This is a genomic window from Arthrobacter sp. AB6, assembly GCF_031844545.1.
Classification (GTDB): domain Bacteria; phylum Actinomycetota; class Actinomycetes; order Actinomycetales; family Micrococcaceae; genus Arthrobacter.
On the sequence record NZ_JAUZVL010000002.1, the window covers coordinates 164961 to 179843 of the forward strand.

The 14883-nt window shown below is 64.9% G+C and carries 17 protein-coding genes, 1 tRNA gene and 1 other RNA gene; 6 read left to right on the forward strand and 13 right to left on the reverse strand.

Translation table 11 applies throughout. The features are described 5' to 3' along the window. The first annotated feature begins 90 nt into the window (after positions 1 to 90). Positions 91 to 663, forward strand: coding sequence for a peptide deformylase (gene def, locus Q9R30_RS02175; protein WP_158677243.1), 573 nt, complete (start codon positions 91 to 93; stop codon positions 661 to 663). 10 nt (positions 664 to 673) lie between these two features. On the opposite strand, the gene Q9R30_RS02180 is transcribed toward def, so the two are convergent. From Q9R30_RS02180 to rnpB, 5 genes are all read right to left on the reverse strand, one after another. Then, complete coding sequence (locus Q9R30_RS02180; RefSeq protein WP_311216636.1) at positions 674 to 1471, reverse strand: HNH endonuclease family protein; 798 nt, start codon at positions 1469 to 1471, stop codon at positions 674 to 676. 125 nt (positions 1472 to 1596) lie between these two features. Then, the gene (locus Q9R30_RS02185) at positions 1597 to 1806 is read right to left on the reverse strand and encodes a hypothetical protein (protein ID WP_104998252.1); all 210 of its coding nucleotides are present in this window, start codon (positions 1804 to 1806) and stop codon (positions 1597 to 1599) included. 75 nt (positions 1807 to 1881) lie between these two features. Further along, complete coding sequence (locus Q9R30_RS02190) at positions 1882 to 3360, reverse strand: glyceraldehyde-3-phosphate dehydrogenase (RefSeq protein WP_104998253.1); 1479 nt, start codon at positions 3358 to 3360, stop codon at positions 1882 to 1884. 258 nt (positions 3361 to 3618) lie between these two features. Beyond that, positions 3619 to 4161, reverse strand: a complete 543-nt coding sequence (locus tag Q9R30_RS02195) for a TspO/MBR family protein (RefSeq protein ID WP_104998254.1) — start codon at positions 4159 to 4161, stop codon at positions 3619 to 3621. Between the two features lie 45 nt (positions 4162 to 4206). Further along, positions 4207 to 4598: RNase P RNA component class A (rnpB, locus tag Q9R30_RS02200), an RNA gene on the reverse strand. A 56-nt stretch (positions 4599 to 4654) separates the two neighbouring features. Here rnpB and Q9R30_RS02205 point away from each other — a divergent pair. Next, positions 4655 to 5419 carry a peroxide stress protein YaaA gene (locus tag Q9R30_RS02205; RefSeq protein ID WP_311216637.1) on the forward strand — a complete coding sequence of 255 codons (765 nt, stop codon included), beginning with the start codon at positions 4655 to 4657 and terminating at the stop codon, positions 5417 to 5419. Positions 5420 to 5500: 81 nt separating this feature from the next. On the opposite strand, the gene Q9R30_RS02210 is transcribed toward Q9R30_RS02205, so the two are convergent. Both Q9R30_RS02210 and Q9R30_RS02215 read right to left on the reverse strand, forming a co-directional pair. Next, positions 5501 to 6238 (reverse strand): C4-type zinc ribbon domain-containing protein, encoded by a 738-nt coding sequence (locus Q9R30_RS02210; protein ID WP_311216638.1) that lies wholly within the window; start codon positions 6236 to 6238, stop codon positions 5501 to 5503. Positions 6239 to 6358: 120 nt separating this feature from the next. Further along, positions 6359 to 7360, reverse strand: coding sequence for a Nif3-like dinuclear metal center hexameric protein (locus tag Q9R30_RS02215; RefSeq protein ID WP_104998257.1), 1002 nt, complete (start codon positions 7358 to 7360; stop codon positions 6359 to 6361). Positions 7361 to 7462: 102 nt separating this feature from the next. Here Q9R30_RS02215 and msrA point away from each other — a divergent pair, with 102 nt between their 5' ends. From msrA to epsC, 3 genes are all read left to right on the forward strand, one after another. After that, positions 7463 to 7987 (forward strand): peptide-methionine (S)-S-oxide reductase MsrA, encoded by a 525-nt coding sequence (gene msrA / locus Q9R30_RS02220; RefSeq protein ID WP_311216639.1) that lies wholly within the window; start codon positions 7463 to 7465, stop codon positions 7985 to 7987. Positions 7988 to 8051: 64 nt separating this feature from the next. Further along, the gene (cysK, locus tag Q9R30_RS02225) at positions 8052 to 8987 is read left to right on the forward strand and encodes a cysteine synthase A (RefSeq protein WP_104999757.1); all 936 of its coding nucleotides are present in this window, start codon (positions 8052 to 8054) and stop codon (positions 8985 to 8987) included. 39 nt (positions 8988 to 9026) lie between these two features. Beyond that, a complete protein-coding gene (gene epsC / locus Q9R30_RS02230; RefSeq protein WP_104186112.1) occupies positions 9027 to 9611 on the forward strand; it encodes a serine O-acetyltransferase EpsC in 585 nt (194 codons plus the stop codon). Between the two features lie 115 nt (positions 9612 to 9726). Here epsC and gndA read toward each other — a convergent pair whose 3' ends face one another. After that, positions 9727 to 11163 (reverse strand): NADP-dependent phosphogluconate dehydrogenase, encoded by a 1437-nt coding sequence (gndA, locus tag Q9R30_RS02235; RefSeq protein ID WP_104998259.1) that lies wholly within the window; start codon positions 11161 to 11163, stop codon positions 9727 to 9729. Positions 11164 to 11363: 200 nt separating this feature from the next. Here gndA and Q9R30_RS02240 point away from each other — a divergent pair, with 200 nt between their 5' ends. After that, a complete protein-coding gene (locus Q9R30_RS02240; RefSeq protein WP_311216640.1) occupies positions 11364 to 12089 on the forward strand; it encodes an FCD domain-containing protein in 726 nt (241 codons plus the stop codon). A 134-nt stretch (positions 12090 to 12223) separates the two neighbouring features. Here the strand turns inward: Q9R30_RS02240 and Q9R30_RS02245 are convergent, their stop codons facing one another. From Q9R30_RS02245 to Q9R30_RS02265, 5 genes are all read right to left on the reverse strand, one after another. Then, positions 12224 to 12514 (reverse strand): hypothetical protein, encoded by a 291-nt coding sequence (locus Q9R30_RS02245; protein ID WP_104998261.1) that lies wholly within the window; start codon positions 12512 to 12514, stop codon positions 12224 to 12226. A 117-nt stretch (positions 12515 to 12631) separates the two neighbouring features. Then, a tRNA-Val gene (locus tag Q9R30_RS02250) sits at positions 12632 to 12704 on the reverse strand. Between the two features lie 49 nt (positions 12705 to 12753). Continuing rightward, a complete protein-coding gene (locus Q9R30_RS02255; RefSeq protein WP_311216641.1) occupies positions 12754 to 13734 on the reverse strand; it encodes an NAD-dependent protein deacetylase in 981 nt (326 codons plus the stop codon). A 6-nt stretch (positions 13735 to 13740) separates the two neighbouring features. Then, a complete protein-coding gene (locus tag Q9R30_RS02260) occupies positions 13741 to 14235 on the reverse strand; it encodes a peroxiredoxin (RefSeq protein WP_104998263.1) in 495 nt (164 codons plus the stop codon). Continuing rightward, positions 14232 to 14651 carry a DUF3052 domain-containing protein gene (locus Q9R30_RS02265; RefSeq protein ID WP_104998264.1) on the reverse strand — a complete coding sequence of 140 codons (420 nt, stop codon included), beginning with the start codon at positions 14649 to 14651 and terminating at the stop codon, positions 14232 to 14234. Before Q9R30_RS02265 ends, Q9R30_RS02260 begins: the two co-directional genes overlap by 4 nt. Positions 14652 to 14883 lie beyond the last annotated feature (232 nt).

Sequence of the window (14883 nt, forward strand, 5' to 3'; positions counted from 1 at the left end):
CCGCACCGGATATCCGGTGCGGCCTTCTTCTTTTTTCACCGTCTTGCACACTTGCCCCTGGCACGAGACACCGCTGAAGGACCGCTGAAGATGACCGTTCTGCCAATCACCATCTGGGGAGAACCCGTACTGCACCGCCGGGCTTCCGAAGTGGAAGTGTTCGACGACGAGCTGCGGACGTTGATAGCGGACATGTTTGAAACGAATGACGCCGCCAACGGCGTGGGCCTCGCGGCGCCGCAGATAGGCGTGGGCAAGAGGATCTTTGTCTACAAGTACGCCAACGACGACGGCGCTCCGCCTACCGGCGTGCTGGTCAACCCGGTACTGACCCTGTCAAAGGTTTCCGGCGCGGTACCGGACCCGGACGAGGAAGAAGAAGGCTGCCTGTCCTTCCCCGGCGGGCAGTATCCCCTGAAGCGCGCCGAGTGGGCGCGTGTTGAAGGGTTTGACGGCTTTGGACAGCCGGTCAGGTTCGAAGCCACCGGCTGGTTTGCCAGGGTCATCCAGCACGAATATGACCACCTGGACGGAAAACTGTATGTCAACCGGCTGATTGACCGCTATGCACGCAAAGCCATGAGGCAGGCCAAGAAGAGCGGCTGGGGCGTTCCCGGACTGACCTGGATGCCGGGCGTCGACCCGGATCCGTTCGGACACTAGGACAACCGGGTCATTTCGCCGCAATGGTGGGCTGGTCCGGGCAGGACCCCAGCACGCGCTTCATGGCGTCCTTTTCCGCCTCGGTGACCCATAGTCCGTAGGCTGCCTTGACCGATATTTGGCGGGCCACGTAGTGGCAGCGGAAGGACTTGTTCCTGGGAAGCCAGGTTGCGGCATCGCCGGCACCCTTCTGCTCGTTTGCCGGGCCGTCAGCCGCGATGAGGTTCAGCGGATCGTTGGCCAGGCTCTGGCGCTGCTTGGCTGTCAGTCCCTGGGCACCCTTCTGCCAAGCGTCACCCAAGGCCACGACGTGGTCTATTTGGACTGCCCGGCTGCTTTCGGAGCCCCGCCGGAAGTCCACGGGCTGCCCGGTATAGGGCTCGCGGAAGGAGCCCGCTGCCACCCGGCACCTGGAGCCTTCCATGAATACCACTGCGGTAAGGTCACGCCTGAGCATGTCGTTGCGGGTGTCGCACCCGTTCCGGTCCACGTCAAGCCACGCCTGGCCGAACGCTTCGCGGTCATAGTTGTCCTTCGCGGCCCGGCCCTTGACGGAAAGCCGTTCCAGCGCGGTGATGGCAGTACCGGAGGGCACGGGATGCACCGGCACAACAGGCTTCATCCAGTCGGGGTCGAACACCGGAGCTTCGGTGGGGCCGGAAGCGGCGGGCTCCGTCAACGCAAACTGGCCGGCAGTAAAGAACCAGGACAGTGCCGCCAGTGCAACGACGGCGGCCACTGCCAGGATGCCCCAGGCCTGCCGTGAGCGACGGCGGGCACGGCGGTAGGCGGACCAGCTCACAGTCATGGGGATCCGCCGCCTCCGCCGACATCATGCACCAGAAGAGCCTAGAACACCCCCTGGGTCTTCCCGGTGTTTTCCACAGTGTGGAGGGCAGGTGGGCAGCTTTGGTGGAAGTGTTCGCGCGGGGGTTACTGCTCCCGCATCACCCTCCGCAGGTCCTCCTCGGCGATTGCCAGCAGTCCTTCCAGCTGGCGCACCCGGTCCTCGCCGACGTCGCCCGTTTTGTAGGCGGCGCGGGCGCCCTCAAGCAGCCTGACAGCCTCTTTATGGTTGGCTTTGGCGACGTCGAGGGCGTGCTCAAGGGTTGTTTCGTGCTGAAGTGTCGAATCTTTGTCCATGCCACCAGTGTGGTCCCGTTTCCCGGCCGATTCCAGCGGAATCAGCCGGGAAATCGCGGGACCGGCGGCCGGGGCCTAAACAGCGATCGCTGCGAGGGCCGCCGCCGATTCCTTTGCGGGGAAGGATGGCGGGTTTACCCCTGCCATTTCCTCCATCACACGGACCACCTGGCAGCTGTAGCCGAACTCGTTGTCATACCAGACGTAGAGGACAACGTTTTTGTCCGTGGACACAGTGGCCAGGCCGTCCACGATGCCTGCGCGGCGGGAACCGACGAAGTCAGTGGAGACAACTTCGGGTGAGTCGATGTAGTCGATCTGCTTGCGCATGTCCGAGTGCAGGGACATCTCGCGGAGGTAGTTGTTGATCTCGTCCTTGGTGGTCCCGTTTTCCAGGCTCAGGTTCAGGATGGCGAGGGAAACATCCGGGGTGGGGACCCGGATGGAGCTGCCCGTCAGCTTGCCCAGGAGTTCGGGAAGGGCCTTGGCCACGGCCTTCGCGGCACCGGTCTCCGTGATCACCATGTTCAGGGCCGCCGAGCGGCCGCGTCGGTCACCCTTGTGGAAGTTGTCGATCAGGTTCTGGTCGTTGGTGAAGGAGTGCACGGTCTCCACATGGCCGTGCACGACGCCGAACTTGTCGTTGATGGCCTTCAGGACCGGCGTGATGGCGTTGGTGGTGCAGGACGCGGCGGACACGATCTGGTCAGTGTCCTCGATGGTGCCGTGGTTGATGCCGTGGACGATGTTCTTCAGGTCGCCCTTGCCCGGGGCTGTCAGGAGAACCCGTGCCACGCCCTTGCTCTGCAGGTGCTGGGACAGTCCTTCCCGGTCACGCCAGCGGCCGGTGTTGTCCACCACGAGGGCATTGTTGATGCCGAAGGCGGTGTAGTCGATGGTGGCGGGGTTGTCCGAGTAGATGACCTGGACCTGCACGCCGTTGGCCGTGATGGTGTTGGCTTCCTCGTCGATCCTGATGGTCCCTTCGAAGGACCCGTGGACGGAGTCGCGGCGCAGGAGGCTGGCGCGCTTCGAAAGATCGTTGTCGGCGCCCTTGCGGACCACGATGGCGCGCAGGCGGAGGCCGTGGCCGCCACCGGCCTTTTCGATGAGGAGGCGGGCAAGGAGCCGGCCGATCCGGCCAAAGCCGTAGAGCACCACGTCGGTGCTGGTGCGGTCATCGCCGCCACGCTTGCCCACAACGTCGGCAAGTTCCGCGCGGAGGAATTCTTCCAGCGTGGCGCCGCTGCCCTCCTCCTTGAACTTCTGGTTCAGCCGGGCGATGTCGATCGCAGCAGCACCGAGCTCCAGTCCGGCAAGGGTGTTCAGCAGCGGCGCGGTCTCCTCCAGGAGCAGCTCGTCCTTGCTCATCCGGCGCGCAAAACGGTGCGCCTTGAGGATGTTCATGGTGGACTTGTTGATCAAACTCCGGCCATGGATGCTGGTGACCACGTTGTTTTCGCGGTACAGCCGGCCGATCACCGGAATCATGGCCTCGGCGAGGGCCTCCCGGCCCATCCACGTATCAAGACAAGAATCTGACGTCTGGCTCACAGAAATACCTTCCTCGGTTCAGCCGTGTACGTCCTCGTACACGGATGTCGGCCACCACATGCTGTGCAGGGGCACCCGCGCCTGCAGGGGTCGGCCCCCAGGCGCCTGGATCGCGTGCAAAGAAAAACCGCCGGCTGCGAACACAACCCGGGCGGAAGAACTCCTGCGTCCGGTCTCCATTCTAAGTTGGCCGGTCTCCCCGAACAGGCCGGAACCACGTGAAATCACTCACAGGGAAGGGGCCTTGCGTCCGGGGCCTCAGTTGTGGATGGCCGAATAGAGATTGAGGCTGGCCGAGAATACCACCCACGAAAAATAGGGCAGCAGCAGGAGGCCGGCAGCCGGGCTCACCGGACCGAACCGCACGACGAGGTAGGCAAGTGAGGCCGCCAGTCCGGCAATCACCAGGAAAGCAGCCCAGAGTGCGGCTGCTCCAAACACCGGGAAGAGCCCGAAGAAGGCCAGCGGCCACGCGGCGTTGAGCACCAGCTGGAGAAGGTACCCGGCCAGGGCGCCTCCCCTCAGCTCGCCTTTGCGCCAGACGAGCCAGGCGGCAACCGCAACCCCGACGTAGAGCAGCGTCCACATGCTCCTGAACATCCAGCCCGGCGGCATCCAGGGAGCCTTGACCGACCCCGCGAACCAGCCGCCGGAATTCAGGATAATGGGGACCGAGGCCAGGGCCCAGGCGGCAGCGGAGAGCGCAAGGAACCCGGCCAGGGCAACGGCCTGACGTCCACGGGCGGAACCTCGCGGTTGGGCGGCTCCATATCCGGAGGGCGGGTCAGTATTTGCAGGCACGGTTCAGGATCCCCAACACAACTCTCAAGGTCAAACCGGAATGGGTGGATGGGTTGACCGATACGCCGGGTTCTGTGCTCCCGCCCCGTTGCCGGTGCGGGAGTAGCGGCCATCCATCTACGAGCGCCGTTGCCGGCGCCCTCCAGCGGCCTACCCGGACACTCGGGCGGGCAGCCCTCAAACGTGTCCTGTCTGGCCTTGCTCCGGGTGGGGTTTACCTAGCCTTCCCGGTCACCCGGGAAGCTGGTGGTCTCTTACACCACCGTTTCACCCTTACCTGGTTCGTGCCGCTTTCAAACCGGCGCGACCCAGGCGGTCTGTTCTCTGTGGCACTGGCCTGCGGGTTACCCCGAGTGGGCGTTACCCACCACCCTGCCCTGCGGAGCCCGGACGTTCCTCGAGCCACTTGCGTGACGCGCGGCCGCCTGGTCAACCCATCCATGTCCAGTCTACCGGCGCGGCGCCGCTTTCCCTGCGCCGGTAGGATCGGACGGTGCTGATTCTGCTCCCCCCTTCCGAAGGCAAGACACCTGCGGTCCGTGGTTCCGCCGTCGACTGGCCTTCCCTTAGCTTCCCGGACCTGAATTCCTACCGCGCCAAGGTCCTCGACGCGCTGGGGACGGTGAGCGCGCACGAGGACGCCCTCGCGTTGCTGGGGGTCGGGGCCTCGCTGAAGGACGACGTCGACCGCAACACCAGGCTCCACGCTGAACCGGCGGCTCCTGCCCACCAGATCTATTCCGGCGTGCTGTACGACGCGCTGGGCTACACGACGCTCACCCCTGCGCAGCGGCGCAAGGCAGACGGGTCGGTGCTGGTGATCTCCGCCCTCTGGGGCGCCATCCGCTTCGGCGACGCCGTGCCCGCATACCGGCTGTCGATGGGGACGGCACTGCCCGACGTCGGCCGCCTTGCCTCGTTCTGGAAGCCGCACCTGTCCAGTGCGCTGGCGCCGCTCACCGGGGGGCAGCTGCTGGTTGACTGCCGGTCCAGCACCTACGCCGCGGCGTGGGCGCCGCCGCCGGCGCAGACCGTGACGGTCAACGTGTTCACCGAGGTGCAAGGCGTGCGGAAAGTGGTCAGCCATTTCGCCAAGCACACCCGCGGCGAACTGGCACGGCACCTGCTGGCCCGGCGGGGCAAGGCTCCAGCGACGCCGTCGGACCTCGCAAAGGCCGCCCGGGAAGTGTGGGACGCAGAGCTCGTGGAAGGTTCCCCGCGGAAACCCCACGCGCTGAACATCATCCTGCCAGGCTGACCTCGCCCGCCCTCCCCCAACTAGGTAGCGCTAAGTGTCGTTATGAGCCGCCAAAACGACACTTAGCGCTACTTAGTTGGGTCAGGCCCACTCCTCCGAGCGCACCAGGATGGCGCCGGAATCCGGGCAGAAGACGATGTCGTCGGCGGCGGCTGCCTTGATCTCGGCCAGGTCGCCGGGGCTGAGCTTCATGCCTGAGGCTTCGGACGTGCCGTGGAACAGCCGGGCGGCGCCCACTCCCCGCTTGGCGAGCGTCTTTTCGTAAACGGCGAGCAGGCCGGCGTCGAGCCCTGCAGCGAATTCGGCGCGCTGGGCGCGGAGCCCGCTCGCTTCCGCCTCCACCTCGGCCAGTTCCGCATCCAGCCCGGCACGGATGGTGCCGAAGGATCCCTGGATATCGTCCACGATCCCCTGCTGCGCCGCCTGCCTGGCCCGAAGGGAGTCGAGCCGCTCCATTACCTCGAGTTCAATGTCCTCAAGGTCCGAGCGACGCTTGTTGAGCGAGGCGATGTCCTTCTGGAGGGCCACCAGGTCCTTGGACAATCCGGTGCCGCTGTTCAGCCGCGCCTCGTCCCGCTGGATCCGCGAGGCGACCTGTTCCACGTCCGCTTCGGCCCGCTTCAGTTCGGCCTCGGCGTCATGGACAGCCACCTTCGCCGCGCCAAGCTCACCGTTGGCAACAGACAGGGCCGCCTCCAGGTCCTTGATGCGGGGATCGGTTTCCAGGGAGCGGCGGCGGTTGGCGAGCGACTTAAGCTTGGCGTCCAGCCCCTGCAGCTCGAGCAACTTCAACTGTTCCGCCGGTGCTGCCTTCGCCACATTTACCTCCGCTTGATCCCTACCGGCCGGGGCCGGGCACCTGGTCGGCGCTTCCTAGACTCTAGCGCCTGGCCCGCTCCCCTGCCTCGCTGCGTCCCCGCCGGACCCCGCACACGAGGCTTAGCCGGGAGTCAGGATGAAGTCCCAGGGATCGCTGTTGGTGGTGCTGACCTGGATTTCAACGTCATGGCCCTGGTCGGCGAGGACATTGCCCAGCGCCGCCGCAGCGGCAGGCAGCCACAGCCACTCGCTGGCGAAATGGGATACATCCACCAGGTAGGGCCGGCCATTCAAGGCGGCCTCCCGGGCTTCCGACGCCGGGTGGTGACGGAGGTCGGCGGTCACATAGACGTCCGCGTTGCTGGCCCTGACCTCATTAAAGAGGGAGTCACCGGCACCACCGCACACGGCGACACGCCGGACCAGGCCGTCCTTGTCGCCGGAAACCCGCACTCCCCCGGCGACGGACGGGAGGATCCCGAACACGCGGGCAGCAAAATCGCCCAAGGTCATGGCGGCCGCCAGGTCCCCCACCCGCCCGATGCCCTCTTCCGGAAGGCCGTTTGCCGCCACGGTGAGCGGAGCGGCGTCCTGGAGGCCGAGTGCGTCGGCGAGGACGTCGGAAACGCCGCCGACGGCGGAATCACCGTTGGTGTGGACGGTCAGCAATGCGGTGCCGGACTCGATCAACCGGTGCACGGCCCGGCCCTTGGGGGTGGTGGCGGCGACGCTGGTGACGCCCTTCAGGAGGAGGGGATGGTGGGTGATCAGGAGTTCCGCGCCCCACTCCACCGCCTCTTCAATGACTTCCAGGGTTGGGTCGACGGCGAACATCACCTTGGTGACGGGCGCGGACGGATGGCCTGCCACCAATCCCACTTCGTCCCAGTTCTCTGCCAGGGATTCGGGCCACAGCTCTTCCACGGCCAGGAGCAGTTCACCCAGTGTGGGAGCCTCCGCCGGCTCCGCCGCCCCCTGCCCGCCGGAGGGTGCGCCGCCGTTGCCAGTGCCGCCGTCGTTCTTGTCGCCGTCGTTCTTGTCGCCGTCATGATCGACGCCGCCGCCGTTGACGCCGCCGCCGATGTTGTCTGGGCCGGTAACGTCGGTGTCCGCTGGTTCCATAGTCTTAGTTTTACCCCATCGGGCCCCCCGGACCGCACGTTTACAGCCCCCTCCCCAAGACGGCCGGGGAATCTTCCCGGGCCCCCAACCATTGAAGAGGTCATGAAAACTTTTGTTTTAGGCGGAGGCTGCTTCTGGTGCCTCGACGCCGTTTACCAGAAGACCAAGGGCGTCAGTTCGGTGGTGTCCGGCTATACCGGGGGCCACGATCCGCAACCGGACTACTATTCCGTCTGCAACGGCACCACCGGCCATGCCGAGGTGGTGGCCGTGACGTTCGACGAGGAGATTATCCCGGCGGAAGTCATCCTGGACATGTTCTTCGCCCTGCACGATCCAACCACGCCGAACCGCCAGGGCTACGACGTCGGCACGCAGTACCGTTCGTCGATGTTCTATGAGACCACCGAAGAGAAAATCCTCTTTGAGGAAGCGATCGACCGGAACCAGGCACTGTGGGCCCATCCGATTGTCACGGAGGTCAGCCGGCTGCCCCGATTCCATGTGGCGGAGGAGTTCCACCAGAACTACTACGCGAAGCATCCCGGGCAGGGGTACTGCCAGGTGATCATCAACCCCAAGCTCGCCAAGGCCAGGAAATATTACTCTGCATGGCTTAACGCTTAGCCACGGTTACGCGGCCTCGTTAGGCTGACCTCAGTATTCACCCCTTAGAGATAGGCGTATGTACATGGCACGGATCTATGACGATGTGACACAGCTGGTCGGCGGAACCCCGCTGGTCAAGCTCAACCGGCTCAGCGAGGGCCTGGATGCCACCGTCGCCGTCAAGCTTGAGTTCTACAACCCGGCCAACAGCGTCAAAGACCGTATCGGTGTGGCCATTGTCGATGCCGCCGAGAAGTCCGGTGCGCTGAAGCCCGGCGGAACCATTGTTGAGGGCACGTCCGGAAACACCGGCATTGCCCTGGCCATGGTGGGTGCTGCCCGCGGCTACAAGGTCATCCTCACCATGCCGGAGACCATGTCCACGGAACGCCGCGTCATGCTGCGGGCGTTTGGCGCCGAGATCGTCCTGACCCCGGGTTCCGAGGGTATGCGCGGAGCTGTGGAGAAGGCCCAGGAAATCGTGGCCAACACCGAGAATTCCATCTGGGCACAGCAGTTTGCCAACGAAGCCAATCCTGAAATCCACCGCACCACCACGGCGGAGGAAATCTGGGCGGACACCGACGGCGCAGTGGACATCTTCGTTGCGGGCGTAGGCACCGGCGGAACCGTCACCGGCGTCGGCCAGGTCCTGAAGGAGCGCAAGCCCGGCGTCCAGATCGTCGCGGTCGAGCCCAAGGACTCCGCCATTCTCAATGGCGGCGCACCCGGTCCGCACAAGATCCAGGGCATCGGGGCCAACTTCGTCCCGGAAATCCTGGACACCAACGTCTATGACGAGGTCCTCGACGCCACGCTTGAGGATTCCGTCCGGGTGGCCCGGGAGCTCGGCGTCCAGGAAGGCATCCTGGGCGGGATCTCCTCCGGCGCCATTGTCTGGGGTGCCCTGGAGCTGGCGAAGCGTCCGGAAAACGCGGGAAAGCTGATCGTGGCTGTTGTCTGTGACTTCGGTGAGCGTTACATCTCCACCGTGCTCTATGACGACATCCGTGGCTGATCCAGCCGCTGTTCGCCCGTTTCCTGTAGAAAGAACTTTGTGGGCTTTTTCGCAAGACTAAAGGAAGACCTCGACGCCGCCCGGTCACACGACCCGGCGGCTCGAGGTTCTTTTGAGAACTTTTTCGCATACTCCGGCCTGCATGCCATCTGGATCCACCGGCTGACGCACCGGCTGTGGCAGAATCCGGCCCTGCGTTTCCCGGCGCGGCTGCTCTCACAACTGGGGCGCTTCCTCACCGGCATAGAGATCCATCCGGGGGCCACCATCGGCCGCCGCTTCTTCATCGACCACGGCATGGGCGTAGTCATTGGAGAGACTGCCGAGATCGGCGAGGACGTGATGATCTATCACGGAGTCACCCTGGGCGGCCGCTCCCTGGCCCGAATCAAACGCCACCCCACCATCGGTGACCGGGTGACCATTGGGGCCGGGGCCAAGATCCTGGGGCCAATCACCATTGGCCGGGACAGCGCCGTGGGCGCCAACGCGGTGGTGGTCAAGGACGCTCCGCCTGAATCGATTGTCACCGGCGTCCCCGCCAAGTGGCGCCACCGGGATGCCCAGCGTGAAACCAAACCTGCGGTGGACCCGGCAGAGTACGACATCGAATACCGGATCTGACCCTTTACTGCAGCCTTACCGCGGCGCCGCCGCCCGGTCCGCTGCAGGAAGATATAGCAACGGCCGGCAGTTCCCGGAGGAGTCCGGGAACTGCCGGCCGTTTGCCGTGCGGAAGCTAGTGCGTGTCCACGGCTTCGATCTCGGACTTGTCCTCGCCCCAGAGGGTATGGAACGTACCCTCGGAGTCGACGCGGCCATAGGTGTGGGCGCCGAACAGGTCACGCTGGCCCTGGATCAGGGCGGCGGCAACGCGCTTGCGGCGCAGCCCGTCGTAGTAGGCCAGCGAGGAGGAGAACACCGGAACGGGGATCCCCAGCTGGACGGCCGTGGCAACGACCCGGCGCCATGCCGGCAGTGCGTCGGCGATGGCCTGGGTGAACGCCGGAGCGAAGAGCAGGTTGGCCGGCTTCTCCTCAGCGGCATAGGCCTTGGTGATGTCCTTGAGGAGTTCTGCACGGATGATGCAGCCTGCGCGCCACAGGGAGGCGATCTCGTCCAGCTTGAGGTCCCAGCCGTACTCCTTCGCTGCAGACGTCAGCATGTCCAGTCCCTGGGCGTAGGAGACCAGCTTGGAAGCGTACAGTGCCTGGCGGACGTCCTCGACGAAAGTCTCGGGGATCTCCACGGATGCCTCGTTGCCTGCCAGCAGCTCCTGGCCCAGCTTGCGCTGCTCCGTCTGGGAGGACAGCGCGCGTGCGAAGACGGATTCGGCGATGCCGGAAACCGGGGAGCCGAGTTCCAGTGCGGAGATGACGGTCCAGCGGCCGGTGCCCTTCTGGCCGGCCGCGTCCACCACGACGTCGACGAACGGCTTGCCGGTCTTGGCGTCCACATGGCCCAAAACCTCGGCGGAGATCTCGATCAGGAAGGAGGAAAGCTCGCCGTTGTTCCAGTCCGCAAAGATCTTGGCCTGCTCGGCAGGCTCAATGCCGGCACCGGAACGCAGGAGGTCGAAGGCTTCGCCGATGACCTGCATGTCGGCATATTCGATGCCGTTGTGGACCATCTTGACGAAGTGGCCGGCGCCATCGGTTCCCACCCAGGCGCAGCACGGTTCGCCGTCCACCTTGGCGGAGATCTTTTCCAGCAGCGGGCCCAGGGCCTTGTAGGACTCCTTGGAACCGCCGGGCATGATGGAGGGGCCGTTGAGCGCGCCCTCCTCGCCGCCGGAGACACCGACGCCCACAAAGTGCAGGTCCTTCTTGGCAAGGGCAGCTTCGCGGCGTCGGGTGTCCTCGTAGTGGGAGTTGCCGGCGTCGATGATGATGTCGCCCGGCTCCAGAAGCGGTTCCAGCTGTTCGATGACTGAGTCAACGGGCTTGCCGGCCTTGACCATGATCAGCACGCGGCGCGGCTTCTCCAGGGAATCGACCAGTTCCTGCAACGTCTCCGTCCGGACAAAGTCCCCTTCGGAGCCGTACCTTTCCAGCAGGGCGTCGGTCTTCTCGACCGAACGGTTGTGCAGGGCAACCGTGAAGCCGTTCCTGGCCAGGTTGCGGGCGAGGTTGGCGCCCATCACCGCGAGGCCGGTGACACCGATGTGTGCAGACATCAAAACTCCAATTCGTACGTTGCGCGGATGTGCAGGGGCTCCCTTTGCGTCGGGAGCACGATTGCAGACCAAGGGTCTGAATAAAGCATATATATTCGCGAGGTAACAAGAAAGTAACGCCCACCTTGTGGAACCGTTTGTGTCGCTGCAGTCCCGGCCGGCCGCCGTCAGGCCAACCCGTTCGCACTAGGCTTAGCTGCATGACCAGCAGCCTGCACCACCGTGCCATTGAGAATCTTGGCACCCGCATTGTCTCAGGGGAGCTGCCTGCCGGCCATATCATGCTCGCCGAAAAGCTTGAGGATGAACTCAGGGTGTCCAGGTCGGTGATCCGTGAGGCTGTCCGCGTGCTGCAGTCCCTCGGCCTGGTGGAGACCACCAAGCGGGTGGGTATCCGGGTAATGCCTCCGAGCCGCTGGAACCCCTTCGATCCCCAGGTCATCCGGTGGCGCCTGGCCAGCGGTGCCAGGGGCGCGCAGCTTCGGTCTCTTGCTGAGCTGCGGTCCGCCGTGGAGCCGGCCGCGGCCGAGCTGGCCGCCCAGAACGCGCCGGCGCCGCTGCGGCTGGAGCTGGTGGACGTTGCCCGCGCAATGCTCGACGCCGGCCGCAAGGGTGACGTGCCGCGCTTCCTTGAGCTGGACATCCAGTTCCACTCGCTGCTTCTGTCCGGGTCGGGCAACGAGATGTTTGCGAACCTCATGGGCCAGGTGGCGGAGACCCTGACGGGCCGGACAGTGCATGGCCTGATGCCGGACCATCCGCACGAGGCCGCGCTCCAGTGGCACGTGGACGTGGCGGAGGCAATCGCCCGGGGCGATGCCGCCACAGCACGGGAGTCCTCAGACAAGATCATGAGGCGGACCATGTCCCAAATGTCCGACACGTGGACCGAGCAACCCCGCGTCTTCATTCCGGTGCAGCGCTGACACCTTTACGGCGACTTTTTGTTTCCAGGGGGTTCACGGTATATTCAACTCAGGCCCTCCACCGCGGCATCCCCCAATAGTCGCGGTGGAGGGTTTTCCAATGCCCGGAGTCCGTTGCCGGGCGGCGCATGCGCCTACGCAGCGTCGGCCAGGGATTCCCTGAGCCGCCAGCCCCCACCCAGCCCGTCCCGCTCGAGGAGCATGGTGGTCAGGGCGGAACCGGTGTTCCTTCCCAGCCTCACCTGGAGCTGCAGGACCTCGACGTCCACCCGGCTGAGGCCCTTAGGCATCCTGCGGCGTGTCTCCCACCATTTAACCCGCTCAAACCAGCGGACCGGTTCCGCACCCACAGCCCATTCCCTGCCACTGCAGAGCACCGCAGTGGGCCTGCCGTCCGCCCCCGTCCGCACAATCACGTGTTCCATTCCCGCAAGCTACGGCAGGGGTCGGACATTCGGGGAAGGGCCCGGATTCCATACGGGGCCGGGCAACGCAAAAGCCCCGCATCTTCCTCCTGGCGGCGGAACCTGCGGGGCTGCTCGTGGGTCCTACCGGGATCGAACCGATGACATCCACGGTGTAAACGTGGCGCTCTACCAGCTGAGCTAAAGACCCAAAGCGGCCGGACCGGGCACTGCTGCGCCCTGACCAACGAACATAGACTCTACCCGACACCGGCCTCCAAATGCGAATCCACTCCCTTAGGGCCGGGTGGGGCCTGCCCCTGGACGGGCGGGAGCTCCGACGCCAGCCAGGCCAGCGATTCACTCACGCCCGCCTCAAGCTTGATGGTTGCTTTGTCATCCCCGCGGGTGGCGCCCCTGTTGATAATGACCACAGGTTTGCCCTCCTTTGCGGCGTGCCTGACGAAGCGCAGGCCGCTCATTACCGTCAATGACGATCCCGCAACAACAAGGGCTGCGGCATCATCGACCATCCGGTAGGAGATTTCGACCCGATCCTTCGGCACGTTCTCACCGAAGTACACGAAATCAGGCTTCAGCATTCCTCCGCAAGCGGGGCAGGCCGCCACCACAAAACTGCTGATCAACGCCTGGTCTTCCATCGTGGAGTCGGCGTCCGGCGCCATCTCCACCAAGCCCGTTTGTGCCGCCCGGTCCAGGAAGCCGGGGTTGAGCTCCCCAAGGATCCCTGCCAGCAGATGCCGCGTATAGGTCCGGCGACAGTCCAGGCAGACCACCTGGTCATACCTGCCATGGAGGTCGACGACGTTGACGCTGCCGGCGTCCTGGTGCAGGCGGTCCACATTCTGGGTGATGAGGCCGGTGAGGTGTCCCCTGCGTTCAAGCTCCGCCGCGGCAAGGTGGCCTTGGTTTGGATCGGCGCGCCGCAGGTGGGACCAGCCGATGTGGTTTCTCGCCCAGTAGCGCTGGCGGTTGGCGGCCGCCTTGACGAACTCCTGGTACGTCATGGGCGAACGAGGAGGCGAACCGGGTCCCCTGTAGTCCGGGATTCCCGAGTCCGTACTGAGTCCGGCCCCGGTGAGCAGTGCGAAACGGCCCCCTGCCAGCACCTCCCTGATCCGGACCAGGACGTCGAGTTCTTCTTCGGACGGGGGTGCGGCAGGCACCGGCGGCATGCTCGCGAAGCCTGTGAGGCCCACACCATGCCGCTGCCCGCCCACGTGGAGTCAGGCCTTTCCGAGCCCGGCGAGTGCCGTGCGGTATTCCCCGAGGTCCCGGGCCTGGCCCCGCGGATTCACCACGCTGTACCGGATGGTACCGCCGGCATCGATGATGAAGGTGCCCCTCCGTGCCATGCCGCTGTCGGCGTCAAACACACCATACAGCCTGGCGACCTCGCCGTGCGGCCAGAAGTCCGCGAGCAGGTCGAAGCTGTACTGTTCCTGGGCGGCATAGGCCCTGAGGCTGAACTTGCTGTCCACCGAGACGGCCAGGACGGTGGCGTTCGCATCCTGGAACTGTGCGAGGTTATCCCGTAGTTCGCAGAGCTCTCCGGTGCAGATACCGGAGAATGCAAAGGGGTAGAACACAAGGACCACGTTCTGGCCCCGGAAGGAGGACAACCTGACCGGCTCGCCGTATTGGTTGACGAGTTCAAAATCGGGTGCCGTCCCGCCGACCGCGGGGACAGCGACGGAGGCAGCGGCAAGCGCTGCCGTCACTTGTTCTTCCTGCTCACCAGCCGCGTTGCGCTCCAGTCCTTGGACACGCCCGCGGAGGTAGTGACGTGCAGCCCGGCCGTCGGCGCCGCCTCCTGGATGTCCGCCGGGGAGACGTATCCATCCCTGCCCGACTTGGGCGTCAGCACCCACACCACGCCGTTCTCGGTCAGCGTGGTCAGCGAATCCATCAGGCTGTCAACCAGGTCTCCGTCGCCGTCGCGCCACCAGAAGATGACAGCGTCCGCCACTTCATGGTCGTCCTCGTCCAGCAGCTCGGAACCGGTGAGGTCCTCAATATCGTCACGCAAGTCGAAATCGACGTCATCGTCGTAACCGAACTCCTGAATCAGATCCCCATTCTTGAAACCCAATTTTTCCGCCACATTTACCGAAGTGGCGGCGTCGGCCTCGCTCACGTGTACCTCCAATGCCTCATATATGCAGTGCGCATAGTGATTTCCATTACTCCCAAGCCAACACCCTTTGTGCCTGAGCTTCAAGCTGCCGCCCCCGTGATGCGGCATATTCTGCGTCACATCAGGTTCGTCCAGCCCGCAGTCCAGCGGCTTTTCGTCACACAACCAGTATGACGGCGAAATACAACTGGGCCGCCCAAGCCGCGGCTACGCATCGCGTAAGGGACAGAGT

Excerpts from the sequence above, each read along its gene's own strand:
- def (WP_158677243.1), top strand. The coding sequence starts at position 91 with ATGACCGTTCTGCCAATCACCATCTGGGGAGAACCCGTACTGCACCGC.
- Q9R30_RS02240 (WP_311216640.1), top strand. The coding sequence starts at position 11,364 with ATGACCAGCAGCCTGCACCACCGTGCCATTGAGAATCTTGGCACCCGC.
- cysK (WP_104999757.1), top strand. The coding sequence starts at position 8,052 with ATGGCACGGATCTATGACGATGTGACACAGCTGGTCGGCGGAACCCCG.
- Q9R30_RS02185 (WP_104998252.1), bottom strand. The coding sequence starts at position 1,806 with ATGGACAAAGATTCGACACTTCAGCACGAAACAACCCTTGAGCACGCC.
- Q9R30_RS02180 (WP_311216636.1), bottom strand. The coding sequence starts at position 1,471 with ATGACTGTGAGCTGGTCCGCCTACCGCCGTGCCCGCCGTCGCTCACGG.
- Q9R30_RS02245 (WP_104998261.1), bottom strand. The coding sequence starts at position 12,514 with ATGGAACACGTGATTGTGCGGACGGGGGCGGACGGCAGGCCCACTGCG.
- msrA (WP_311216639.1), top strand. The coding sequence starts at position 7,463 with ATGAAAACTTTTGTTTTAGGCGGAGGCTGCTTCTGGTGCCTCGACGCC.
- gndA (WP_104998259.1), bottom strand. The coding sequence starts at position 11,163 with ATGTCTGCACACATCGGTGTCACCGGCCTCGCGGTGATGGGCGCCAAC.
- Q9R30_RS02215 (WP_104998257.1), bottom strand. The coding sequence starts at position 7,360 with ATGGAACCAGCGGACACCGACGTTACCGGCCCAGACAACATCGGCGGC.